This window comes from Metabacillus crassostreae (assembly GCF_016908395.1).
GTDB lineage: Bacteria > Bacillota > Bacilli > Bacillales > Bacillaceae > Metabacillus > Metabacillus crassostreae.
This window is the reverse complement of record NZ_JAFBDU010000005.1, coordinates 1-24,188: the sequence shown is the minus strand read 5'-3', so window position 1 is coordinate 24,188 and position 24,188 is coordinate 1. Positions and strand designations below refer to the sequence as shown.

Annotated in this window: 20 protein-coding genes; 3 read left to right on the top strand and 17 right to left on the bottom strand. The window is 35.5% G+C overall.

Annotated features, from left to right (window positions below; all coding sequences use genetic code 11):
- Window positions 1–981, bottom strand: coding sequence for a Gfo/Idh/MocA family protein (locus tag JOC75_RS15325; protein WP_204955093.1), 981 nt, complete (start codon window positions 979–981; stop codon window positions 1–3).
- Between the two features lie 223 nt (window positions 982–1,204).
- On the opposite strand from JOC75_RS15325, the gene JOC75_RS15320 reads away from it, so the two are divergent.
- Window positions 1,205–2,557 (top strand): TrkH family potassium uptake protein, encoded by a 1,353-nt coding sequence (locus JOC75_RS15320; protein WP_204954891.1) that lies wholly within the window; start codon window positions 1,205–1,207, stop codon window positions 2,555–2,557.
- Window positions 2,558–2,794: 237 nt separating this feature from the next.
- On the opposite strand, the gene JOC75_RS15315 is transcribed toward JOC75_RS15320, so the two are convergent.
- The 4 genes from JOC75_RS15315 to JOC75_RS15300 all read right to left on the bottom strand — a co-directional run bounded on the left by JOC75_RS15315 (window position 2,795) and on the right by JOC75_RS15300 (window position 8,317).
- Window positions 2,795–4,030: a glycosyltransferase family 2 protein gene (locus tag JOC75_RS15315; protein ID WP_204954890.1), complete on the bottom strand. Its 1,236-nt coding sequence runs from the start codon at window positions 4,028–4,030 to the stop codon at window positions 2,795–2,797.
- A gap of 18 nt (window positions 4,031–4,048) precedes the next feature.
- Complete coding sequence (locus tag JOC75_RS15310; protein WP_204954889.1) at window positions 4,049–5,824, bottom strand: DUF2334 domain-containing protein; 1,776 nt, start codon at window positions 5,822–5,824, stop codon at window positions 4,049–4,051.
- Between the two features lie 750 nt (window positions 5,825–6,574).
- Entirely contained in the window at window positions 6,575–7,660 is a 1,086-nt protein-coding gene (wecB, locus tag JOC75_RS15305) for a non-hydrolyzing UDP-N-acetylglucosamine 2-epimerase (protein WP_275580337.1), read from the bottom strand.
- Between the two features lie 192 nt (window positions 7,661–7,852).
- Window positions 7,853–8,317, bottom strand: coding sequence for a hypothetical protein (locus JOC75_RS15300; RefSeq protein ID WP_204954887.1), 465 nt, complete (start codon window positions 8,315–8,317; stop codon window positions 7,853–7,855).
- Between the two features lie 254 nt (window positions 8,318–8,571).
- Here JOC75_RS15300 and JOC75_RS15295 point away from each other — a divergent pair, with 254 nt between their 5' ends.
- Entirely contained in the window at window positions 8,572–9,303 is a 732-nt protein-coding gene (locus JOC75_RS15295; protein ID WP_204954886.1) for a YqcI/YcgG family protein, read from the top strand.
- A gap of 309 nt (window positions 9,304–9,612) precedes the next feature.
- Here JOC75_RS15295 and JOC75_RS15290 read toward each other — a convergent pair whose 3' ends face one another.
- The 3 genes from JOC75_RS15290 to JOC75_RS24275 all read right to left on the bottom strand — a co-directional run bounded on the left by JOC75_RS15290 (window position 9,613) and on the right by JOC75_RS24275 (window position 12,098).
- Window positions 9,613–10,047 (bottom strand): Dps family protein, encoded by a 435-nt coding sequence (locus tag JOC75_RS15290; RefSeq protein ID WP_204954885.1) that lies wholly within the window; start codon window positions 10,045–10,047, stop codon window positions 9,613–9,615.
- Between the two features lie 79 nt (window positions 10,048–10,126).
- Window positions 10,127–10,963: an alpha/beta fold hydrolase gene (locus JOC75_RS15285; protein ID WP_204954884.1), complete on the bottom strand. Its 837-nt coding sequence runs from the start codon at window positions 10,961–10,963 to the stop codon at window positions 10,127–10,129.
- A 1,009-nt stretch (window positions 10,964–11,972) separates the two neighbouring features.
- On the bottom strand, window positions 11,973–12,098 hold the full coding sequence (locus JOC75_RS24275) for a hypothetical protein (RefSeq protein ID WP_275580333.1): 126 nt from the start codon (window positions 12,096–12,098) through the stop codon (window positions 11,973–11,975).
- A gap of 203 nt (window positions 12,099–12,301) precedes the next feature.
- Between JOC75_RS24275 and JOC75_RS15280 the strand changes: the two genes are divergently transcribed.
- Window positions 12,302–14,266 (top strand): clostripain-related cysteine peptidase, encoded by a 1,965-nt coding sequence (locus JOC75_RS15280; protein WP_204954883.1) that lies wholly within the window; start codon window positions 12,302–12,304, stop codon window positions 14,264–14,266.
- Window positions 14,267–14,348: 82 nt separating this feature from the next.
- On the opposite strand, the gene rlmH is transcribed toward JOC75_RS15280, so the two are convergent.
- The 9 genes from rlmH to JOC75_RS15235 all read right to left on the bottom strand — a co-directional run bounded on the left by rlmH (window position 14,349) and on the right by JOC75_RS15235 (window position 23,742).
- On the bottom strand, window positions 14,349–14,828 hold the full coding sequence (rlmH, locus tag JOC75_RS15275) for a 23S rRNA (pseudouridine(1915)-N(3))-methyltransferase RlmH (RefSeq protein WP_204954882.1): 480 nt from the start codon (window positions 14,826–14,828) through the stop codon (window positions 14,349–14,351).
- A gap of 85 nt (window positions 14,829–14,913) precedes the next feature.
- Entirely contained in the window at window positions 14,914–15,069 is a 156-nt protein-coding gene (locus JOC75_RS15270) for a CxxH/CxxC protein (RefSeq protein WP_204954881.1), read from the bottom strand.
- 108 nt (window positions 15,070–15,177) lie between these two features.
- Entirely contained in the window at window positions 15,178–16,398 is a 1,221-nt protein-coding gene (locus JOC75_RS15265; protein ID WP_204954880.1) for a S1C family serine protease, read from the bottom strand.
- 146 nt (window positions 16,399–16,544) lie between these two features.
- The gene (locus tag JOC75_RS15260; protein ID WP_204954879.1) at window positions 16,545–17,339 is read right to left on the bottom strand and encodes an MBL fold metallo-hydrolase; all 795 of its coding nucleotides are present in this window, start codon (window positions 17,337–17,339) and stop codon (window positions 16,545–16,547) included.
- A 22-nt stretch (window positions 17,340–17,361) separates the two neighbouring features.
- Complete coding sequence (locus JOC75_RS15255; RefSeq protein ID WP_204954878.1) at window positions 17,362–18,162, bottom strand: two-component system regulatory protein YycI; 801 nt, start codon at window positions 18,160–18,162, stop codon at window positions 17,362–17,364.
- The gene (locus JOC75_RS15250) at window positions 18,149–19,501 is read right to left on the bottom strand and encodes a YycH family regulatory protein (RefSeq protein ID WP_204954877.1); all 1,353 of its coding nucleotides are present in this window, start codon (window positions 19,499–19,501) and stop codon (window positions 18,149–18,151) included. Before JOC75_RS15250 ends, JOC75_RS15255 begins: the two co-directional genes overlap by 14 nt.
- Window positions 19,498–21,321, bottom strand: a complete 1,824-nt coding sequence (gene walK, locus JOC75_RS15245) for a cell wall metabolism sensor histidine kinase WalK (protein ID WP_204954876.1) — start codon at window positions 21,319–21,321, stop codon at window positions 19,498–19,500. Before walK ends, JOC75_RS15250 begins: the two co-directional genes overlap by 4 nt.
- Window positions 21,322–21,325: 4 nt before the next feature.
- Entirely contained in the window at window positions 21,326–22,033 is a 708-nt protein-coding gene (gene yycF, locus JOC75_RS15240; RefSeq protein WP_204954875.1) for a response regulator YycF, read from the bottom strand.
- 266 nt (window positions 22,034–22,299) lie between these two features.
- Window positions 22,300–23,742, bottom strand: a complete 1,443-nt coding sequence (locus JOC75_RS15235; RefSeq protein WP_338036595.1) for a peptidoglycan DD-metalloendopeptidase family protein — start codon at window positions 23,740–23,742, stop codon at window positions 22,300–22,302.
- Between the last annotated feature and the right edge of the window lie 446 nt (window positions 23,743–24,188).

The following is a 24,188-nucleotide window of genomic DNA, read 5'->3' as shown; positions in this document are numbered from 1 at the left end:
TTACCACTTAACCATTTCTTCCATAATCAAATTCGTCCTTGCACCAGATTCTCCAGTACTCTGGCACAAATTAGTACCCCCTGTTAAATCAGATACAATCGTTTCTATAAGGGGCTGATGGACATGCTGAGGTCGTTCAAAATTCCATGTTTCTACCCCATTTGCGGTCTTTAAAACAATTGGATCGTTCCCAAATGTAGAAAAGGTAATACTCCCCTTACTACCGACAATTTCATTTACATCTTCATCTTCAAAAGCAGAAAAACACCAATTACCTACACCATGGATTCCCGATTCGAATCGGTAGGTTCCTGTAACAATATCTTCCGCTTGGTAAAAGCCTGCTTGATTTGAGGCAAATCCTTTTGTCTCCTTAATCGGCCCTAGCAAATAATCTAAGATATCGAGTGTATGACTAGCTAAATCAAAAAATAGACCTCCACCGGACAATTCAGGTTGAACTCTCCATGGGGGATTTGTTGAGTTCTTCACATCTTCGCTAGCTTTTTGATACTGTGTAGTTGATACAAAACGAATTTCTCCGATCACATTAGTATCCAAGAGCTCTTTTATTTTAACAAATCTCGGCTGTGCCCTACGATAATAAGCAACAAATAAAGGAACACGCGCCTTTTTACAAGCAGCGATCATTTCATTACATTCAGCCCAGTTTAGTGCCATAGGCTTTTCTACATAAACAGGCTTTCCTGCTTCTGCAACCTTTATTGTATATTCCTTATGTGAGCCTGGTGGCGTTGCAATATAAACAGCATCAACATCAGGATCATTAATTAGAGCATCAGCATCAGCATACCATTTTGGAACATTATGTCTTTGAGCATAATCTCTCGCTAGCTCACCTGTTCTACGCATCACAGCCACTAACTCTGAATTTTTAACCTTTTGAAATGCAGGTCCACTCTTTACCTCTGTCACATCTCCACAGCCAATAATACCCCAACGAACTTTTTCTAAATTCATGGACATCTTTCTCTCCCTCCTCTTATTACATTAATCTTTCTTCCTATTATTTACTGTACCATTTAAATTTGAGGGTTTGTAAAAGATTTATTTCTTATAGGGCTCCTAGTTATATCTGAAATTGCTATTTGGAACACTACACCTACATCTTGCATAAAAAGGTTTAAATCTACCATTATAGGTTATTAAAACTAATAAAAACCGAAGTTATGAGGTAGCAAATATGTATAAATACTATAGAAATAAAACGTTAAAACCGAGTCAATTCATAATTATTGGATTTTTAATTCTTATTTTTATAGGAACGATACTATTAGCTCTCCCAATATCCTCATCAACAGGAAAAAGCATAGGAATTATTAATGCCCTTTTTACATCAACATCAGCTGTTTGTGTAACAGGGTTAGTTGTCATGAACACAGGAAGTGATTTCTCTTTAATAGGACAACTGATTATTATGCTACTTATCCAAATTGGTGGTTTAGGTTTTATGACTTATGGTGCTTTTATTGCCCTATTATTAGGTGAAAAGATTGGGGAAAGAAAGCGTAAACTATTAAAAATATCAACAAAAGCCTTGCCATCCCAAAGCCTAAAAAAACTTATTGTTAGTATATTTATTCTTACTATTTTGCTTGAGAGTTTAGCAACAATAATACTGACAATTAGGTGGAATAACGATATGGGGTTTTGGAATGCTTTTTATCATGCACTCTTTCATTCTATTTCTGCCTACAATAATGCAGGCTTTGTTTTATGGTCGAACAGTCTAAGCAATTATGTTGGTGATCCCGTAGTAAATGTAATCATATCAAGCTTATTTATCATTACTGGACTAGGCTTTACAGTACTTTTAGACATCTATAATAATCGTAGGTGGACAGCCTTAACTCTCCATTCAAAGCTTGTAATATTGATGTCTTCTACCTTAATTATTGTTGGATTTATCGTTATTTTAGCAATAGAGTCAATTAATGTATTGACCTTAGAAGGATTACCGACTGATGATCGTTTATGGGCAGCATTTTTTCAAAGTGCTACAACACGTACTGCTGGTTTTAATACAATCAACATAGGAGATATGATGATCCCTTCCCTATTGCTAATTATCTTTTTCATGTTTATTGGTGCTTCCACTGGTGGTACAGGCGGAGGGACGAAAACAAATACATTTTTTATCATCATCATTTATCTATGGTCCCGTATTAAACGCAAGAAAAATATAGAGGTTTTCGAGAAAAATATATCTATTAAAATCATTAATCGAGCGATAACAGTTATCGTACTATCTTTTGGAGTTATACTTGCTGTTACTATGTTATTAACAGTGACCGAGCACTCAAGCAATACCAACTTCTTCGCCATTTTATTTGAAGCTACTTCCGCTTTTGGAACTGTAGGATTATCAATGGGATTAACACCAGATCTTTCTGCATGGGGGAAAATCATTATTACAATCACTATGTTCATAGGCCGATTAGGTCCATTAACATTAGCTTATGCTTTATCACAGAAAGGTGGAAGTAAAACTAAAGAATATAAGTCGAATGAGGAGGATATGGTTTTAATTGGCTGAGATTTTCCTGATGAACTATATAACTAACTTAGTAGTGGTGAATACAACCTAGGTATAAATGATCTCAAATTACAAAAGAATATTCAGGCATTATCTTTATGGAAGTTAAAGGTACAAATCCATCAGTTAATCCCCATCTACTTTGAATTGGAGCAGAAATTAAGATCTCACAATAGATAGATACTAAAGGGGAGGATAACTAACGTTAAACTCCCTTTTAACTAAACAATATATTATTTATCCATTCAAATCTTCAATTCGGATTGAGCGACTATGAATCGTATGGTTCCAATTTTTATTATTACTTGTAAACAAACCAAAAAGAGTGATCGGAAACCAGGTGAATTGGAAGACAGGAAATAGTACCAGTCCTAGATAGGCCTTTAAAGGTTTTCTCTCCATCATCATGACTATCGGAAACTGTAGAAACAATGCAACATTCAACGCAATCCATCCCCAATCTGGAACCACTTTTAACAATTCGAATTGGCTGTATAAAGGAGTAGCCAGTTGCAAATAGGACATTACCCAAACTGCTGCTACAAATAAAAATCTAATGGGCTGAAATAAATACATTGCTGCATCAAATTGTGTAAAACTTCGTGTTTGAATAGATTTTATCAAAAGAGGCTTCATATATCTTCTGGCACAATCAGTGTGTCCGCGCATCCAGCGTAATCTCTGTCTTACAGAACTTATAAGTGTAACAGGCTTTTCATCATAGACAATTGCATTATTTGCCCAAGTAGGATAGATGCCATTACCAAGGCAGCGTGCTGTAAATTCTACATCTTCTGTAAGTGATGTTGCGTTCCAGCCAATCTCCTTGAGTAATCTTGCATCAAAACACATTCCTGTGCCAGCTAACGTACTTGCCATCCCCCAGTTATGCCTTGCTTGCTGCCACATCCGATTAATATACCAGTATGTGATGGCGTAAGAAAGGGAAACCCATGAATCATAAGGGTTTTTAGTTTCTATATAACCTTGAATCACTTGATGACCATCCATCAGCTTATTATTCATTTCACTTAAGTAATTTTTACTAACTAGATTGTCTGCATCAAATACAACAATAGCATCAAACTCACGTTTTCCCTGCCATAGCTTTTCTAGCATCCATTCCATAGCAAAACCCTTTCCTTTTCGGAGTGGGTCTATCCTCTCCATCACGTGAACATTATGCATATTTGCAATCTTCACAGTACTGTCTGTGCAGTTATCACAGATAACAAAAACTTCATATAAATCCTTTGGATAATGCAGCTTAGTAAGATTCTCTAAGAGAGGGGCAATGACCTTTTCTTCATTATGTGCTGCAACGAGTATTGCAAAAGACTTTTGTGGATGATGCTCTTTCATAACCTTTTTGTTTTTCTTAAAACCAGCCAAACTAATAATAATCTGGTAAAAACTCACCGAAAAAATAACGACCTGAAATATATTTGAAATTATAATGAAAAAGTGTTGCATGATTTCTTCCTTTCACACTTACGGTGTTTGATATGATAGTGCAATATCCAAAACATTCTTAACTTCATCAAAAGATGCAACATCTGTCTTTCCATTCCCATCAAAATCAGCAGCAAACCCAATTCTGCCCTCTCCCTGTGCCCATGGACCAAAGGAGTTTTTCAATGGATCATATTGATTTTCACCTCCGTTCACATATCCTTTCCAAACTCCTGTTTCTGCTGTATATATAATTAAATCAGTCGTTCCATCTCCATTCCAATCTCCCGTGAGTAGCTGATCCTCATCATTTAACGAAACTCCCTTAATCTTTTGCGGTGTTGTTAAACGATTGCCTAAATTCTGTATGCTAAAAACATTCTGGTTATCAGATGATACGTAAAGATATTCACTTTGGGTGGAGCCTTGAGACTTTCCTAAATAGAGACCTTTGTTTACTGGAAAAGAACTATTTATCCTCTCTGTATTCAAGTGATTATCACTATAATAAATGTAAATAATTTGCCCATCACCATAAGCTATTAATCCATTCCCGTTTTGCGATTGAAAAGGTTTTAAGGAATCTAGATTCGGCGGTAATTTACCAAGCATTGTAGGATTAAGAAACCTTTCATCTCCAGCCCAGCTAGCCCGAAAATCCCCTTTCTTTTGGTTATACGCCAGTAAATCTTGTTTTCCATCGTTATTGAGATCAGCAAGCATGACTTGTTCTTCAGAAGAAAATGATTCCTTTAGCCATATCTCAGTTGCCTTCTGAGGACGATTGCGTGGAAGTGTATAAGTTCCTGGTATTAATACGATACGATGTTTCTCTCGTACAACAATATCAGCATCCCCATGCCCCTTTACATTCCCTATCATGATTTGTTCGGCCTTTACATTAAGCGGTATTTTTACACGATGAGCCGGAGTAAACGGGATAATATCATGCAATGTCATCCATTGGTATCCTTCTTGCTTAAAGCCATCTACTAATTGGTGAAGATATGAACTTTCACCGTTTTCCTTATATTTGTAAACCGGTAATCCATCCTCAATTTTGGGCTTTCCATCTGCTAATACCTCTTTCTCCAAATAAGGAAATTCCATAAATGGGTGATAGTATAATGAAGCTAAATCATCACTTTTTTCGATTTTTGATAGCATTTTATTAACAGATTTCTGGTCACTGATGTACCCCAAAGGTGCAGGCACATAGAATGATCCGAGACTTTCCTGACCATAGCTGTTAATTGTGTCATAAGCATTTATATCTTTAAAAGAGCGTAATGAGTAGTAATCAGGCTGATACAAAATCCCAATAAAAGAGCGAAAAACCCTTTCCTGTTCACGTGTATCTTGGTAGTGAGGAGACTCCCAAAAGGACGGCTGTAAATCAATTTTAGCAAAGGCTTCTAGGCTATTTGTTATCCGCTCGGCTGCATAGGATACTGCTTTTGTTTCTGGAGCGCCATTAACCTTAAATTCAGAACCAATTCCTGAATTCTGATTGTTCCCTTCCATAGCAGAGTCACCATACTGATGGCTATATCCATGCATGCCTAAAATACCACCCTGCTGTTGCACTTCTTTTAGCAGTTTAATAAATGACCTACTAACACTATCTGGATCTGGATCATCAATTCCTCTTTCATTCCAAGTTCCTTCCTCGCTAAGGTCCATCCTTCTTGGAATAACAGCTATATGAAAGGCTATATTTTCTGACTCAATATATTGTATAACTGCTTTTAACTTCCCTAAAGCTTCTAAACTATTATATTCCCCACCAGGTCCCACGTCTTCGAGCCTGAGCATGGCATGCCGTTTATTAGAGTTGGGAAATATGTTTTTACCCGTAAAAGTAGTTATATATATTGAGAGTGATGTTAGCAGAAATAGGAACATCACAATGAATAAAATTAGTCTCCTGTTTCTTCTTTTCAAGCATTTCAATCCCCTAGTTTTCATTATTTGTTATATAATTTCAATTTTTCATCTAGCTCAAAGTCAAATATTTCCGAAAAATATATAATCGAAATTATATCATTAACTTATTAATAATGACTATAAGATTTTTTTATGAAACCTCTATCCAACGTAGTTCGTTTGTTATTTTCAGATTGAACAGAAAAAGGATAGATCCTTATATAGTAAATTTTCTTAGCAATACGAAAAAGAAGGCTGGGACATAAGTAAAGAAGTCATACAAAAAGACGAATAAATCTAAATTCATTAAGCTGAAAGAAACAAGTTCGTTCCATTGCGCTGCAGACACTCGCTTTCCACGGGGAGGAAGCTGAGCCTCCTCGGCATACCTGCGGGGTCTCAGCCTTTCCTCAATTCCCGTAGGAGTCGAGTGTCTTCCGCTCCATTCCACTAGTTCTTAGAATTAGTATGCAAAATCAAAAAATCTATTGATGACAGCAAATAAAAACCCGAACTATTAGGTGAATGATTAATTGATATATCACCTAATAATTCGGGTTTTTCATTAACTTAAATACTTATGTCCCAGCCTCTTTCTTTAATTCACATTTTACTCATAGTTCACACAATATTAAGATACTATATTTGCTTCAAGATCACTTCTACAATCCGCTTAGATGCATCTCCATCACCATAAGGATTTCGAATAGTAGCCATTTTATTATACTTATCATCATCATCTAATAACTCCTTGGTAAACCTATATATATCTTCTTCCTGCGTTCCTACAAGCTTCAACGTACCAGCTGTTACTCCTTCTGGTCTTTCTGTCATATTTCTCAGCACAAAGACAGGTTTCCCCAAAGAAGGTGCCTCCTCCTGAATTCCCCCTGAATCTGTCAGGATAATATGAGAACGCGCTGCAATATTATGGAAATCAATTACATCTAATGGTTCAATTAAATGAATCCGGTTATTTCCTTGTAGCATTTCATCTGCTATCTCTCTTACCTTAGGATTCAAATGGACAGGATAAACAACTTGAATGTTTTTAAATTCCTCAATAATTCTTTTTACTGCCATAAATATATTTCTCATAGGCTCACCAATATTTTCACGTCTATGCACAGTTAAAAGTATGATCTTATCATTATTTAACTTTTCAAAAATTTCATGATAGTAATCCTGCTGAATTGTTGTTTTTAATGCATCTATAGCTGTATTACCCGTGACAAAGATAGATTTCTCATCTTTACCTTCATTCAATAGATTTTGCTTTGCTTGCTCAGTTGGTGCAAAGTGGAGATCCGCTAGTACTCCAGTTAACTGCCTGTTCATTTCTTCAGGAAAAGGAGAATATTTATCGTTCGTTCGGAGACCCGCCTCTACATGTCCAATTTTAACTTTGTTATAAAAGGCAGCAAGCCCCCCTGCTAAAGTAGTAGTTGTATCACCATGAAGCAATACTAGATCTGGCTTAATTTCCTTTATAGCACTATCTAGCCCTTGAATAACTGCTGTTGTAATATCAGCCAGTGACTGATTTACCTTCATGATATTTAAATCATAGTCCGGAACAATTTCAAATACCTTTAACACATGATCCAACATATCTCGATGCTGTCCAGTCACTGTAACTATTGACTGGATATTTGCTGTCTTTTCCAATTCTTGCACTAATGGTGCCATCTTTATAGCTTCAGGCCTTGTTCCAAATATCGTCATTACCTTGATCAATTTCTCATCTACTCCGATTCCTCAACTATACGTCTTTATTTTATCTAATTTCATTACTAGGACTCTGACCGTATCCAACAATTAAATCAGCCACAATCTTATTACAAGAAGCTGTAAAAATTTGGAGATAACATAAATAAGGAGAAGTCAAAAATCGACTTCTCTTCTTTGCTTTACTATTTAAATACGAGAAAATCCTTCAGTCTCAAGATAGTTCGTTGCTTCCTTATACGTATTAAACGTACCATCAAGTCCACCATCTTCTGAATATACATTCCAAAGATCCTCTTCTTGTATCACGGTAAGTGTAACAGTATTATCATTCATCCACACTTCATCTGTCGGTTCATCAGAATCCTCTGTTTTCTTAGAGGTTAGTGAATGGATAGAATTCCTAATAATCTCACGTAAGTCCTTCTCCGTAAAATCACGAACATTGACCATACCTTTATCGTTTGTTTCATATCCCGTCATTTTCCCAGCATACACAAAACCATTTCCATTAGGATGTAAGTGATAAACAACGTTTTTATGGTCATATGAACTATCATTATAATGAAAATTCACTCGTCTTAATGAAACATCTTTTCTTTCAAGTTCAGGGAATGATTCAATTATTGCTAGTTTCTCTTCAAATGTTAACATATAGTCTCCAATATAAATTATTTTCTTTATTATATCATTGTTGTGTGTTTATCATGCACAATTAACCTGTGATATTCTATTTTAACTCAGAATTATAAAATATAAACACTATGTAAAAAGATAAATTGTTTCTAAAAGATATCTTTCGGGATATTTCAACTGCAAGCCCTTTCCTTCTAGTAGGCTTTCAACTAGTTTGACACTATACATTATTGGGTAACTATTGAGAAAGAACTAGTATAAGGAGAAATGACATGCAGGAAACCAATAAAGTACTGTTAACAAAGGATGATATGACAAACCCAGCTATTGTTCCTGAATGGGTTATACATGAATACAATACCTTTCATCAAATTGTAACGGAGAAAACATTTCCCTGTTATTTTGGAATGAAAGCAGAGATGAAGGGTGAGCTTCGTTACGCCTATATCACGCAAGAGGATTGGTCTAACCTACCAAAAGCTGTTGGGGAATTTCTAACGCTTTTTAACGAACCTCCATACATACGTCATGGACTGTTTGTCTTTGTCGAACCTGAAGAAGAGAAGGATGATCTTGAGCATTATCGTAAAAGGTTTTGGGACATCTTACAAAGCTTACATGAAAACGATAAACAGAACTGGCCAGACGATACGCCTAAAGATCCGGATCATTACTTATGGGACTTTCACTTTGGCGGAGAACCAATCTTTGTATTTGGAAATGCACCTGCATACAAACAACGAAAAACACGTGATCTAGGTAACAGCCTTATCCTTGGTTTTCAACCACGAAAGATTTTTGAAGGACTTGAAGGAACACAAAAAGGTGGAATCATGTCTCGTGAAAAAGTGAGAGAACGAGTAGAAAAATGGGATAACCTCCCGACACATCCCGATATCTCTCACTTTGGAGACCCTGACCACAATGAATGGAAGCAATTTTTCATTGGAGATGATGCAGAGCCAGTTCAGGGAGAGTGTCCATTTCATCATAAAGCTCAATAAAAGGAAAGCCTTGCACATTTATAAAGTGCTAGGCTTTTTCATCATATCATCATTCATTTCGGATAAAACAAAATAACTCTAGCATTATATTGGAGTCTTATGTCTTCATAAAAAGCTGCACTAAAAAGGGTGTTTCTTGGCATTTGTAGGATTAAGAATGACAACCAACTAACTGCTTCTAGATATTATAGAGAAGCAAAAACTAACAAGATAACCTCAAAACGAGCCAAAATGCTGACTTATTTTGTGGTTTAACTAGGAAGATAATCTATTTCATGAATAATTTGAGTTTTCATTACAAGCAAACTATTACTTCCCCAAGTAAGCATTTAACATCCACACATGTTTCTCCAGGCTGGAATGAATCGCCAACAGCATATCGCCAGTTGTTTCATCGTTTATCGACTCTGCCGTTTCCATACCATGTTTCAGCTCTGAAATAATTTGAGCAAAGTCTGTTGAAATGGTTTGCACCATACTTGTTGCCGATTCCTCTCCTTCAGCTTCTAAAACAGAGGCTATTTCAAGGCAACCTGACATGGTTGCAACTGGCTTCCCTCCTAAAGCAAGTAGGCGCTCAGCCAATCCATCAATATGTTCAGCAGCTTCTTGGTAAAGTTCTTCAAATTTGTTATGTAAAGTGAAAAATTGTTCACCTTTGACATACCAATGGTAATTATGCAATTTCACATACATAACATTCCAGTTGCCAATTTGTTTGTTCAGAACATCTGTGATTATCATTCATTCACCCTCTCATTATTAATTTGTTTCCTACTCGTTTTCAGAACTGACCTTTATAAGAAAATGTTTCTTATACAAATCAAGCTTTCAAAAACCGCAATAAAGCTTCATTGAATTCACTAGCATGTGTGGCATTAAATCCATGCGGCCCGCCTTCAATGACTACAAGTTGACTGTCGGCAATTTGCTCATGTGCCTTCTGTCCACTGATTTCAACCGGTACGATTGCATCGGAGTCACCATGAAGAATGAGTGTCGGAACGTTGAATTTTTCCAAATCCCCACGGAAATCCGTATAGCTGAATGCCGAAATGCAATCAAGTGTACCTTTTGGCGATGCAAATGCAGCAATGTCGCGATTATACAAGCGGAATTCATCGCTGACAAGATCGGTTCTTTCCCCAGAGGTAAAAAACGTAGTTGTAAATGCATCCAAGAACGCCAACCTATCTCCCTTTACTCCATCTTGAAACCCTTTAATTGTTGCATCGTCAAGCCCTCCGTCTGGGTTATCCGCAGATTTGTACAAGTAAGGCGGAACCGCCCCTGCAAGTACTGCTTTTGACATTCGTTCTGTTCCGTAAGTACCAATATACCGTGCAACCTCACCTCCGCCCATCGAGAAGCCAACGAGTGTCACATCATTGATATCCAAATGCAGAATCAACTTATGCAAATCAGCTGCGAATGTATCATAATCATAACCGTTCCAAGGCTGGGAAGACTGTCCGAAACCACGACGATCATACGTAATCACTCTGTGTCCATCTTCTACCAATGCTGGCACTTGCTTTTCCCAAGATCTTCCGCTCAGCGGCCAACCATGAATCAACACTACTGGTTTGCCTGAACCAACATCCTCATAATGAAGTTCGATTGCATTTCCATTTTCGTTTCCAACAGTCACTTTCGCCATTACAAATCCCTCCATTTTTACACATGATAAAATCTCATTGCACACATGTTTGCTACATTCACTAGCAGCTCTTTTTTCATCTTACTTGACGGGTATAGGATAAAAACTGCCAATATTATCAGTTCTACCCCGCTCATCTTACTTTATATTCCAGTTATATAGAATAATGCCAATGTATCATTTCCACTATTATTTTATAAACTCCCAAACCACTCCTATTTTCTCTTGAATTTGTGATTCCATCATGATAGTTAAGTATATTTTCATATGAAATTTATTATCGATTTGCCTAAAATAGCATCTCACACATACTGAAGGTATCTATGACAAAATAGTATTAGAATAAACTAAAAAATGAACTTAGCATTCAACTAAGTTCATTTAACTTGAATGTTGTTCACAAGAATTAGTTTTACATTTATTAGAAAAGTATGTTCAAGCAATGCAATAATTTTCGAGAGAAAGTGAAAAACAACCCTTGACCTTTAAGATAACGATAAAACAATTCCACAATCGTTCACCAACTATAGATAATATAAAGCTCAATTTTGACATTTCCTAAGTCAATCTATCCAAGACATTTACACTAATATACAACCTGGTCTGAAAAAGGATCATTTAGAGGAAAATCTCTTTTCAAATCTAAATTTCTACCATTATCTTCTACTTATTATACTAGTAGTAAAGTTTGACGTGATATTTCAGGAAAAAAGCATTGGAAAACGCTGTCTTGATTTACTAGCAGGTATAAGCTCCCAGACACCTAATTTATATCTAATCTTTTTTGACCTCTTCTGGCAGTTCTTCAACCTGGACTTCCTCCCATGCCTCTACAAAAGAACCCTTTATTGAAGTTTCCTTAGTTCCACTTCTCTTTTTCATAGAATGAATCAAGGTACTTATCTCCACTTATAAAATAATCATGGTTATACTTCTATTTCCGTTGTTATGAATCTTTTCATAGAGAACATCTCCATTTTGTTTTTCGATTTTACTTATTAAGTGTTGTTTATTGGGTGAATTCAGCATGTGGTGGACAACCTACGCCTCTCACAAAAACAACCTGACCATACATTCCTTCAGGTAAATGAAATGATTCTCTTGCAATCTGTCTAAATAATTCAAAGTTGGTCATCTTAATTGGTCTTTCAAGTACAGATACAATATTTTGTGGATTTCCATCTGTATAATATTTTGCAATTACCTCTTTTCACTATAGATCATCATACTTTTCATCGCTCTTCAAAATACTAATAATATGACAAAATACTTCACTTACTTGGATGAAAAAGTGATAAAATCTTCTTGTTTCATATAAAACATAAGCGGGTGGACAAAATGTGTTGGGATAGATTAAATATTGGTTGGATATGGACTAGCATTCTATTTGTATTAGTTTTGGTAGGCTGTACAGATGAAGAGGTTACAACGGTCATACAAGACGAACAGGATAAAGGTAAGGTAGAAAAAACATTAGACATAAGCAGTGATCCAATTAGAACTGAACAAGCGGACTACACATTTATGGTGTTTTTAAATGGCACAGATTTAGAAAGCACAGTTGATAAAGAAACCAATGAAATGTATGGTGCTGGTTCTTCTGATTTAGATGAGATGATGAAAATAGGCTCACGTACTAATTTGAACGTGATTGTTCAAACCGGAGGAACAAAGCAATGGTTGAACGAGGATATTGATCCCACTCAAAATCAAGTATGGCAAGTGGAAAAAGACCATTTAACCAACTTGGCGGACATTGGAAATCAAAATATAGGAAACCCTGAGACCTTAACAGATTTTATCGTTTGGACGATTCATAATTTCCCGGCAGAAAAATATGTACTGGATCTTTGGAACCACGGTGGAGGACCTCTTGGCGGATATGGTGTGGATGAAGTAAACGACTTAGACAATTTAACCTTAAAGGAACTACATACGGCTCTACAAGATGCTTATGACCAAACAGGTGTTATATTTGAAGTCATTGGTTTTGATGCATGTCTTATGGCCTCATTAGAAGTTGCGCACACCGTTAGTCCTTTTGGGAAATATTTAGTGGCTTCTGAAGAATTAGAACCTGGGCATGGTTGGAATTATACTGCTATATTAGACGAATTAACTCACAATCCTTCTATGGATGGAGCTGCCCTTGGAAGAGTCATTGCCGACGGATTTTACAAGCAAGCAGAAGAGCAAGATACAGATGCTACTGTTACATTATCAGTAACTGATTTATCAAAAGTGAAGGACGTTTTGAAAGCACTTGATGGCCTCATGCAAGAAGCAATTCCTGACTTACAAACTCCTTCTGATCGAAATATGATATCCGGAAGTCTTAGTAAAGCAGAAAGTTACGGTGGAGGTAGTACCAATGAAGGATATTCAGACTTATTTGATTTAGGGCATTTTGCTAGAAATCTGACGAATGAATATCCTGAAGCCGACCTTCTTTTATCAGCAATAAAAGAAGCGGTTGTTTATAAAATAAATGGAGAAACACGTCAATATGGTGAAGGTCTATCTATTTATTTTCCTTACAAAGATAAACAGAATTTTTCTGAAAATCTATCAGCCTATTTCGAATTTGACTTTTCAGATGATTACGGAGATTTTATTCAAGAATATACATCTGTCTCAAGTAGTGAAACTGACACTATTAACATCAAAGAAATATCAGCAGGAGAAGATGATGTGTTCACCGTTCAAATTAGCGAAAATGAGTACGAAAACATTGAACATATTTATAGTACGTTAGGATACTATATTGATGAAGATGAAACAGAAATTCTTCATCTAGGGATGGATAATAACGTTATTTACGATCCAAACACTGGAACTGTCAAAGACAATTTCACAGGTTATTGGACTGGCTTAAATGGTCAACTTGTTTCCCTGAATGTTAAGGAAGAAACAGACGCATACAACCGTTATTCCATACCCGTAGTCTTAAATGGAGAAGACGTTAACATTATCGCATCTTGGTTTTGGGATGACAGCAATGAAGCAGGCGGATATTATAAGATTCACGGAGCATGGAGAGGCTTACTTCCCGACACGAATATGCCAGATAAAAACCTCATATCCATTGAGCCAGGAGATGAAATTATTCCCCTTTTTGAATATACAAACGAAGAAACCGATGAAAAAGGACTTATGGAGGGTGACCCCTTCACAGTTGAAAACGAACTCATTCTTGAAGACGTGGAGGTTCCAACTGGGGCTTATGTTTATCAGTTTTATATAACCGACTATGCACAGAACGAGTTATATACTGAACCGTTTATCATTGATTTAGAGGAATAATAATAGAGCCTGATCTATATTGGATCAGGCTCTTTATTATGAATATTATTAGTTGACTAGATATCTTATTTAAAAGTCTCATTTACTTGTGATACGGTTCCCCCCGATTAATCCGAAACGCCCGATAAATCTGCTCCAACAATATCAACCTCATCAACTGATGGGGAAAGGTCATCTTAGAAAATGACAACGTATCATTCGCCCTTTTCATCACCTGTTGACTCAATCCCAATGATCCTCCGATAATAAATGCTATTTTACTCTTTCCATATGTAGCTAGCTGATCGATCTCTTTTGCTAGTTGTTCTGATGTTTTCATTTTTCCTTCTATTGCTAGTGCAATGACATGAGTGTCATCACTTATTTTACTTAAGATACGTTCGCCTTCTTTTTCCTTAACAATTTCCATTTCGGTCTCACTTAGGTTTTCTGGTGCTTTTTCGTCTGGTAATTCGATGATGTCTAATTTTGCGTATGCTGATAATCTTTTTAGGTATTCATCAATGCCTTGCTTTAGATATTTTTCTTTCAGCTTTCCTATTGTGATAATTGAAATATTCATCTCTTTATTTGCTCCATTTCATTAAAACGCCATCAAAATTCTTATCCACAATCGTTCACTACTTATCCACAATCGAGAAAATAAATCAGCTACCAACTATATATACGGCTGGGTTCTTGCACAACCCACAAATTGTGGATAACTTATTATTTTCATCCACTTTTTCAATGATGGGAGCTATTTCATTTTCATCTACAAACATATCTATCGCTAAATCTATATGATCTTCACAGCAATACATAATTCAAATTCCTCCTTATCCACATGTGGATATTACCTTATTTATCAAACCTATTTCTTATTTTATACTTATCCACAACCAAATTCATAAAAAAGAGAGAGCTAAGTATTAGCCCCCTAACATATCTTCTTCTCCTAATTTCATCTTACCTTTTTGCTTTTCACCATTTCGATAGAAATTAAATTCTACCGTATCACCAACATTTTTTGTATAAAGAATTTTACGTAAATCAATAATATCCTTTATTTCTTCACCAGCAAATTCTGTTATCACATCAAACTCTTGTAAACCTGCTTGTGCTGCTGGTGATATTGGTGCGACACTCATAACGATTACTCCGTTATTTGTATCTTCTGGTAGCTTTAATGTTTGTTGCTTATGATAGCTTGATACTTCGTTTAATGATCTCATCCCAATTCCCATATAAGGACGTCTTACTTCACTATAATTTTCAAGATCCTCAATGATTGGAATAGCATGATTAGCTGGTATTGATAGGCCAATCCCTTCAACAGCCGCTTGAGCTATTTTCATTGAATTGATACCTATTACCTTACCATCCATATTAATGAGTGCTCCACCGCTATTACCAGGGTTTATAGCAGCATCTGTTTGTAGTACCTCTGCATTCCAATCAACCAAGCCATCTCCGTTTTCATCGATTGGAATTGCTCTTTCAGTTCCTGAAATAATACCTTGTGTTACTGATCCTGAAAATTGAAGACCTAAGGGATTACCGATTGCAATCACTGGCTCACCTGGTTTTACCTTGTCTGAGTCACCAAATTGCGCAACCTTCGTGATTTTCTCACTATCAACTCTTAAAACAGCTAAATCTGTTAAAACATCACTACCAAGTATTTCAGCTGGAACTCTTGTGCCATCACTTAAGCTTATTTCAACCTGTGAAGCATCAGCTATTACATGGTGATTCGTGACAACAAAGGCATTTTCACCTTCTTGTTTATAAATCACTCCTGAGCCAGTTCCTGCTTCACCTGTTTCATTCCAAAATCCGGCTTCCTGTAAATTTACTACACCAACAACTGCTTCAGATACATCATCAACAATACCGGTAATAGCAGTGTTCACATTTACTGCAACATTTTTCACAGGACCTGTTGATTCAGCGGTTCCTTCTTGCTGCTGGTCATCCTCGCCACCTAAATTCATATCATATGGGAGGAAGTTCGAAAACGCTGGGAAAGCAAATAGCATGAGTAATCCGCCTAAAACAGCACCAACTAAACCTGCTAAAAACCATCCTCCGCGATTTCCTTTTTGACGTTTCGCATTATAATTTTCATAATCTTGGTCATAATAGCCCATTATGTTCACCATTCCTTTCCATAGCTCGTGTGAATAGTGTTATATCTAATCAACATTATTCTCTTGTACAATGAAAATTAACCATAAAGATGATGATTTCACATAATTTTTATTTGTTTATTCTGTTACCTTCATTAAACAAAAGTTTATATTGCAACAAGCGGTGTTGGGGTTGTTGGATCTGTGTCATATAATTCAAATCGCTCTCCTGTTATAAAGCCCTTGCTTGCAAGAGTTTGCTCTACAGACATTCGTGCTAAATCCTTCATATTATTATCTTTACTTAAATGAGCTAGATAAATTCTCTTAGTTGAGTCTCCGATTACATCCATCATGGCAATTGCCGCATCTTCATTGGATACATGTCCAACATCACTTAAGATACGACGTTTAATACTCCACGGATAATGTCCCATTTGAAGCATTGAAACATCATGATTACTTTCAAAAACGAAGGCATCAGCATTTTGAATGATCCCCTTCATTTTGTCACTTACATAACCAGTATCAGTGATTAGCGCTAGTTTTTTTCCACCATGATGAAAAACGTAAAACATCGGCTCAGCCGCATCATGTGATACGCCAAACGATTCAATATCAAGTGATGTGAAAGACTTTACTGTTCCTGTTTGAAACACAAACTTTTGCTCTGTTGCAATTTCTCCAACTAGACCATCCATTGCTTTCCAGGTTTTTTCATTCGCATAGATCGGTAGCTTAAATCTTCTCGCTAAGACACCAAGACCTTTAATATGGTCACTATGCTCATGAGTCACAAATATACCTGAAAGCTTGCTTATGTCTCGTCCAATCTGCTCAAATAAGCTTTGCATTTGCTTACCACTAAGACCTGCATCAACTAAAAATGATTGATTTTCTGTTTCTACAAATATTGCATTCCCCGTACTACCGCTTGCTAGTACACTAAACTGCAAGCTCATATTTGGTCACTCCTCTTTTTCCCTACTGCGTAGATTGTAAAACGTCGCCCTCTAAGGCATTAACGTAAAAATCCTTTGTCTCTTCTGTATCAGTTTCAACAGTGATATGCCATGTTGGTGCTAGAATTTGTTGATTTGTTAATGGAATATGAGTGTAATATCCATATTGAATATTTTTCACTTCACTGTTAGCAGTTAAGAAATTCTTATTATATAGAGCCTCGATTGCCTTTAAAGCTGGTACTGCTGACTCTTTTTCCTCTACCTCTTTAATATCCTCAAGGAGAGACTGCTCATAGCCAACAATTTGATTCTTTTCAACCTGGAAAATAACCATTCCAATATGATCATCCTTCGATTGGAAGATATTACGCCCACCATATCTTTGAATGCAGATGATGTTTTTTGATACTTCATCTGTGTACCAGTATTGATACTTATCACCATAAAGAATATGATCCTTTAAAATCTGATTGATTCTATTCTCTAAATTTGTTTCAGGTATTGGCAAAGGATTATCAAACTTCATATTTAGTGAGCGAAATGAGCTGCTGCTACTACTTAAGACTAATGTTTGATTCTTCGGTAATTCCTCTAATGTGAATTCCTTACTTTTTGCCGTTATATAAAAGCTTTTTCCTTCAACCTCAGGCAATTTCTTTTTATAAGTTATATTTTCAACAGCTAACTTTTCTTCAATTGTTGCTTCTTTCATAATTTCATAATCTGTTTTATATTGTAATTCATAAAACTCAATGGCTAAAAAGATGTCAAGAATCAGAAATGCAAGGATAAAAATGGTTTTTGTTTTATTCCACTCCATTATCATCCCCCCCAACTGCTTGCTTTGTATCTTGAATTTTCAAAAGTCTACCATCTTTTAGCTCAATACACCAAGCAGGAGTTAAATTAGCATAGCTTTGCTCTACAGAGCCACCTAATTCATATGCTACAAAAATATTTTTAATATCTAAGTCATTAAAGTTTGCACTATCAACTAATAATTCCTCAACTCTTTTTCCAGACATTAAAGTAGTTGGTTGAGGTTGACTAGCTATTGATTTATTAAGCTGATATAAAGGTCGATCATAGATTGCAATTTCATTTTGTCCCCATCTTTGTGAAATCATTGTTGGTCCATATGGTTCATCAACCGAATTGATTACAGGAATTGAATCTAATGACATAATATATGTGATTTTCTGACTGAACTCATCAATATTAAATAATACGTAATCATCAGTCCAACCACCATGATCATTGATATAGCTAACACTCTGATCTATTAGGTGATTAGGTTCTATTGCATTTGTATCAAATGGAATTGGGTTTACATACCTAACTAAATGCTGATTAGGATATATGTTTAACTCTCTAGTTCCATCTGTATAGCGATTTTTTGAAAGGTTTACATCCTGCTTTACTATTCGAGGATTACTAAATAATGCATTTTTAAATTTCTCTGCGCTAATTTCATTTGTCACATATTGAACGCTATTTAATTTCACTTCATTGACAGGCAGCATGAATTCACTTCCATCATTTGAATAGAAAGCAAAATATGCAGGTAGCTCTTCTCTTTGGTTAAAGAGATTTGAAACATATTGATTTGCAGTAGCTAAGTTAACTGATGTTTCAACCATTTTCATCTCATCAGAAGCGACAAAATAAACTTTTTGGGTTTCATTCTCTTTCGGAACATTTAAAAAGATACGATCAAAATTTATTGATTCATTTTTATCAGTGTCCCAATTAAAAAATGATTGAATTGTCTCAACTGGAATTTGATCAAAAAATCGCAATTCAATTTTAGCTTCTTCTAGTCCATGAACCCAATTATTAAATTTTTGCTCTGTAAAGGTTTGTGAAATTCTTTGGTCACTGCTTGTATACTCCCAATCTTGCATTTCCATCCACAAACCTTCGAGCAAGCTGTTATCTAATGTACTATAGTGATTATCTTTTGTATGAATGAAAAGCTGTTGAGGTTGAATCACCTCAAATAACTCACGTTTTTCACTACTTATTGGGATGCTATCAAAAAATGTATCATCTTGAACTTCCTGTAGATATGGTTGGAGGCTCCACATATTCCACGTCAAAAACAAACTAATACATACTAATACAATTAAAATTGCACTTTTAATAGATTCTTTATTCATTCCCACTCATCCTCTTGATTCGGGTCATATGGCAGTGTAAAGTATACGGTTGTTCCTTGACCCTCTTTACTCTGAGCCCAAATATCTCCTCCATGTGCATAAACCATTTCCTTAGCAATAGCTAACCCTAAGCCTGTCCCACCTAATTGTCTTGTTCTAGCTTTATCAACTCGGTAAAAGCGATCAAAAATCTTATTTAAGCTATCCTGAGGAATACCCACACCCTCATCCTTCACTCGAATCTGAATTTCAGCAGCTAGCACATCAATTGTAAAAGTAACTTTCCCACCTTCTGGAGAGTACTTTAAAGCGTTTGAAATAATATTATCTAAAACCTGGGTGATTTTATCAGTATCAATTTCAACATATAGCTCATCTTTTGGAATATTCCTTTTAAACGATATATGCTGGGTTTTCGTCATTTCAAAACGATCAATTATTTTATTAATAAAAATTGTGAAGTTAATCCACTCTTTATTTAAGCGATAATCAGTGCGATCAAGCTTTGAAAGCTGTAGAAGGTCATTTACTAGACGAATCATTCGTTCAGTTTCTGTTTGTGTAACATTTAAAAACTGTGGCGCTAAATCATCATCCTTCCATGCCCCATCTGCTAAAGCTTCTAAATAACTTCTCATCGTTGTTAAAGGTGTACGTAGCTCATGGGAAACATTAGCCACAAACTCTCTTCGTTCTTGATCAATCTTCTCCTGCTCAGTAATATCATATAAAATCGCAATTAACCCTTCAATTTTACCCATTTCCTTTTGAATCGTTGAAAAATTTACACGTAAAATAAATGGTGTTTCAGCTGTACTAAAATCTAGGGTAAAGGATTCCTGTGCATCAACCAAGCTCTCAAATGTGTGTTCATCATCTAGACCTAATAATGTTGTAATATTAATATCTTTGATTGTTCCACGTGAAACATTAAGCATTTCTAACGCAGGATTATTCACTAAAATAACTTGTCCAGTGGAATTAGTTGCAATAACCCCATCTGTCATATGTGCAATAACAGAAGCTAACTTTTTTCGTTCACCTTCAGTCATTGCTTGGGCATCTTCTAACCGTTCTGTTAAATAATTGAACGTTAATGCTAGTTGTCCTATTTCATCTTCACCATAAACCTTTACTTTTCTTGAAAAGTTACCATTTGCGAGCTCCATTGCCTGCTTCTTCATATCAGTCATTGGTCTTGTAATTGTTCTTGCTAAAAATATCCCTAATGCTGCAGTAATAAGAAGTGACAAGATTGTTCCAGTTGCCAATATCTTGTTAATTATTCTCATCTGTGCAAAAACTTCTTCCATTGAAGCAGCAATAGAAACTGCTCCAATGGTATTTTGGTTTTGGTTCACTGGTAACGTCATAATAACTACACGCGATCTTGTTTCCTTATCAAGGTATAGTTTACTATGATCCAGACCAAGAAGTGCCCTTAGAAGTCGATCCTCGGTTGTTTTTTTACCAACAATATCTTTGTTGGTGCTTGATGTAGCGACAACCGTCTTATTTTTATCTATTACTTTCACTTCAAGTATTTCGTCTGTTACAAAATCATCAATAATCGCTGTTATCTCACTCTCTGGTGTCTTCCCATCAGAGTACTCCTTTGGATCTCGTGCTAGTTCTTGTTCTATATTATAAACAAACAGGTTGACCCGATTAGTGAGAGATGATTCAAAATTTGCTTTCAACGATGTTTCTAATTCACGAACAAAATAGATACCGATAATTTGCATGGCCAGAATAATTAGTAATACATAGACCATAACAAATTTAAAATGGATAGAACGAAAAAAGCTTACTCTTTTCATACTATTAATCCTGTTCTGAATGACGTAAATAGTACCCAACACCACGTCTTGTTACAATCCATGTAGGATGACTTGGGTTGTCTTCGATTTTTTCCCTTAATCTTCTAACCGTAACATCTACTGTGCGTACATCACCAAAGTAGTCATATCCCCAAACAGTCTGAAGAAGGTGCTCTCTCGTCATCACCTGTCCAATATGCTGGGCAAGATAATGTAGTAGCTCAAATTCACGATGTGTTAACTCTATTGTTTCTCCACGCTTTGAAACAACATAAGCATCAGGATGAATTGTGAGTGAACCTATTGTGATTTCATTTGATTGTCCTTTAGAGCCATTTGTATCAATAGCTTGTTGTCTTCTTAAATTTGCCTTTACACGAGCTAATAATTCTCTTGTACTAAATGGCTTTGTAACATAGTCATCAGCACCTAGTTCAAGACCTAACACCTTATCAATTTCAGAATCCTTAGCTGTTAGCATAATAATAGGCATTTCAAACTTCTTTCTAACCTCTCGACATACTTCCATCCCATCTTTGATTGGAAGCATAATATCTAATAATAATAGATCTGGTTTATGTTCTTCTACCATATCTAATGCTTGCTGACCATCATATGCACAGAATACTGTGTATCCTTCTTTTTTTAGATTAAATTGTAATATATCTGCAATTGGTTTTTCATCATCAACAACTAGTATTTTCTTATCCAATGCTATCGCCCCTTTACATGACATACATATACTATGTTAAATGTAACATGTTCACTAATGATAATCATCTTTTTAACGTTTATTTCCAATAGTTGTATTATAAAAAATTTTATCAATAACCACTAACAAATAATTAAATATAGGTTTGATTTGTTTTTAAAAGTGGTATAGATAATAGTAAAACCTTAATATCCATAGATTTCTTACATAACCTAATTGAAAAAAGGGACTGACTCAATTTTGACTTGTCAGACCCTTTGTAAGCTTTATAAATAATCCATTGGATTCTTAAGATTACCATTTTCATATACTTCAAAATGCAAATGAACACCTGTAGAGTTACCAGTAGAGCCCATCACACCTAACTTCTGTCCTTGTGAAACAACTTGTCCAACAGAAACTGAAATGGACTCAAGATGAGCATATACAGTTCTCATCCCGTTATTATGATCAATCACAACTTTATTACCATAACCACCGTCAAAGCCTGCAGAAACAACTTTCCCATTATCTGCGGCTTTAATTGTCTTATTACTTGGTCTTGCAATATCTATTCCTTTATGTAGCTTGCCCCAACGCTGACCAAGTCCGCTAGATACATAACCACCAACTGCTGGCCAAGAGAGGTCTCCAGTACCTCTTGAAGGAATTACCTTTGTTCCTTTAACAATAATCTCTTTGACAGGCTCTTTTAATGTTTGCTCACTTACTGTTTCACGTTTTACTTCTGTTCCATTTTCCTTGTAGATCATATAATTTACTAGTCTTTCACCATTCACACCTTTTTGAGTTGTTTTCTTTTCTCCTTTAGGCATTGATGAATCTTCTTTTATCTCTGTTTCAAAGGCAATTACTTCTTTTTTAGAGCTCTCTTCCTTTGCACTTACTTTAACAAACGGAGTTAAAATTGTTACATTTAATTCTTCACCAGGTTTAATTAGTGAATCTTCCTTTAAACCAGGATTTAACTTTAACAATTCTTCTAAAGAAAGATTATGCTGATTAGCAATTCCACCTAAAACATCATGATCCTTAACTTTATACTTCTTCTCTGACAAAGTACCTTTTTTAAGCAAGTTTAAGCCTTGTTCTGCTGTTAGCACTTTATCTGGGGCAACCTTTTGAGGCTCTAGTGAAACCTCTTCAGTGAATGTAACGTCTAATAAACGTGACTGTCCTTCTTGAAGAGAGTTTACTGCAACTGGTGCCATTTTTTGCAATTCAAGAGACTTTAATTCTTCTTCTGATAGATAAAGAAGTTTATATTTGTTTAAAACGGATTCAGCTTCTTCACTACTATTAAAATGAGCAACTGCTTCACCATTGATCATAAGTTGAGTAGCTTCAACAACAACATCAAGCTCTTTGTTTAAATTCACTACCGTTTCATTATTATCATAAACAGGGCGAAACATCTTTTCAGGAATAATTTCGATATCTTCAACAGATAAATTAAGATCTTTATAAGTTTCTGATGCTGTTTCTATTTTTGTTTTAGTCACTGTACTTATAAGATTTTGGTCATTCACAGATCCCATATATTTTGCGTCTAAGTAGATATGGTAGACAGTTGATAGTGATTCTTCTGCAGAAGCACTAGTTAATCCTAAGGAAAAGGTAGCCGCAGCTATACCTAAAGTTATTTTACTAAAAAAAGAATTCTTTTTTGGCGATTCACTAGCTATGAATCTATTAGAACGTTTGAACACTAATATTTCCCCCTAATTCTAACCTACAAGAAACTTTAGGAAGCCTCTTACATGTAAACATAGTTCTAAGTCGACATATTGTGAGTAATTTTACACTTTACTAATTTACCATAAAACCAGATTATTCTTCTGTTTTATCACCAAATTGTAATGATATTGTATTATAAGTTACATTATTTGGCTGTTATATTACGTATGAATTACGTGTATTTTGTAGGATTTTGTCATGATACGGATATTATTCACTTAGTATTCCTGAAGAAAGCTGACTAAAAAGAAAAAAAGCATGATTCTAGTTGAATCATGCTCAGACTGTAGACAAACTAGCGAAAATCTAGTTTGTTTACAGTCTTTTTTCATTTAAAATAATAGTAATAATAATTCTGAGGTGATTTTTGATGCTTACGAAACATAACTCTACTCAACGTGATCAAATTGAAATGGTG

Excerpts from the sequence above, each read along its gene's own strand:
- JOC75_RS15325 (WP_204955093.1), bottom strand. The coding sequence starts at position 981 with ATGAATTTAGAAAAAGTTCGTTGGGGTATTATTGGCTGTGGAGATGTG.
- JOC75_RS15320 (WP_204954891.1), top strand. The coding sequence starts at position 1,205 with ATGTATAAATACTATAGAAATAAAACGTTAAAACCGAGTCAATTCATA.
- JOC75_RS15315 (WP_204954890.1), bottom strand. The coding sequence starts at position 4,030 with ATGCAACACTTTTTCATTATAATTTCAAATATATTTCAGGTCGTTATT.
- JOC75_RS15310 (WP_204954889.1), bottom strand. The coding sequence starts at position 5,824 with ATGCTCAGGCTCGAAGACGTGGGACCTGGTGGGGAATATAATAGTTTA.
- wecB (WP_275580337.1), bottom strand. The coding sequence starts at position 7,660 with ATGACGATATTTGGAACAAGGCCTGAAGCTATAAAGATGGCACCATTA.
- JOC75_RS15300 (WP_204954887.1), bottom strand. The coding sequence starts at position 8,317 with ATGTTAACATTTGAAGAGAAACTAGCAATAATTGAATCATTCCCTGAA.
- JOC75_RS15295 (WP_204954886.1), top strand. The coding sequence starts at position 8,572 with ATGCAGGAAACCAATAAAGTACTGTTAACAAAGGATGATATGACAAAC.
- JOC75_RS15290 (WP_204954885.1), bottom strand. The coding sequence starts at position 10,047 with ATGATAATCACAGATGTTCTGAACAAACAAATTGGCAACTGGAATGTT.
- JOC75_RS15285 (WP_204954884.1), bottom strand. The coding sequence starts at position 10,963 with ATGGCGAAAGTGACTGTTGGAAACGAAAATGGAAATGCAATCGAACTT.
- JOC75_RS24275 (WP_275580333.1), bottom strand. The coding sequence starts at position 12,098 with ATGACCAACTTTGAATTATTTAGACAGATTGCAAGAGAATCATTTCAT.
- JOC75_RS15280 (WP_204954883.1), top strand. The coding sequence starts at position 12,302 with ATGTGTTGGGATAGATTAAATATTGGTTGGATATGGACTAGCATTCTA.
- rlmH (WP_204954882.1), bottom strand. The coding sequence starts at position 14,828 with ATGAATATTTCAATTATCACAATAGGAAAGCTGAAAGAAAAATATCTA.
- JOC75_RS15270 (WP_204954881.1), bottom strand. The coding sequence starts at position 15,069 with ATGTATTGCTGTGAAGATCATATAGATTTAGCGATAGATATGTTTGTA.
- JOC75_RS15265 (WP_204954880.1), bottom strand. The coding sequence starts at position 16,398 with ATGGGCTATTATGACCAAGATTATGAAAATTATAATGCGAAACGTCAA.
- JOC75_RS15260 (WP_204954879.1), bottom strand. The coding sequence starts at position 17,339 with ATGAGCTTGCAGTTTAGTGTACTAGCAAGCGGTAGTACGGGGAATGCA.
- JOC75_RS15255 (WP_204954878.1), bottom strand. The coding sequence starts at position 18,162 with ATGGAGTGGAATAAAACAAAAACCATTTTTATCCTTGCATTTCTGATT.
- JOC75_RS15250 (WP_204954877.1), bottom strand. The coding sequence starts at position 19,501 with ATGAATAAAGAATCTATTAAAAGTGCAATTTTAATTGTATTAGTATGT.
- walK (WP_204954876.1), bottom strand. The coding sequence starts at position 21,321 with ATGAAAAGAGTAAGCTTTTTTCGTTCTATCCATTTTAAATTTGTTATG.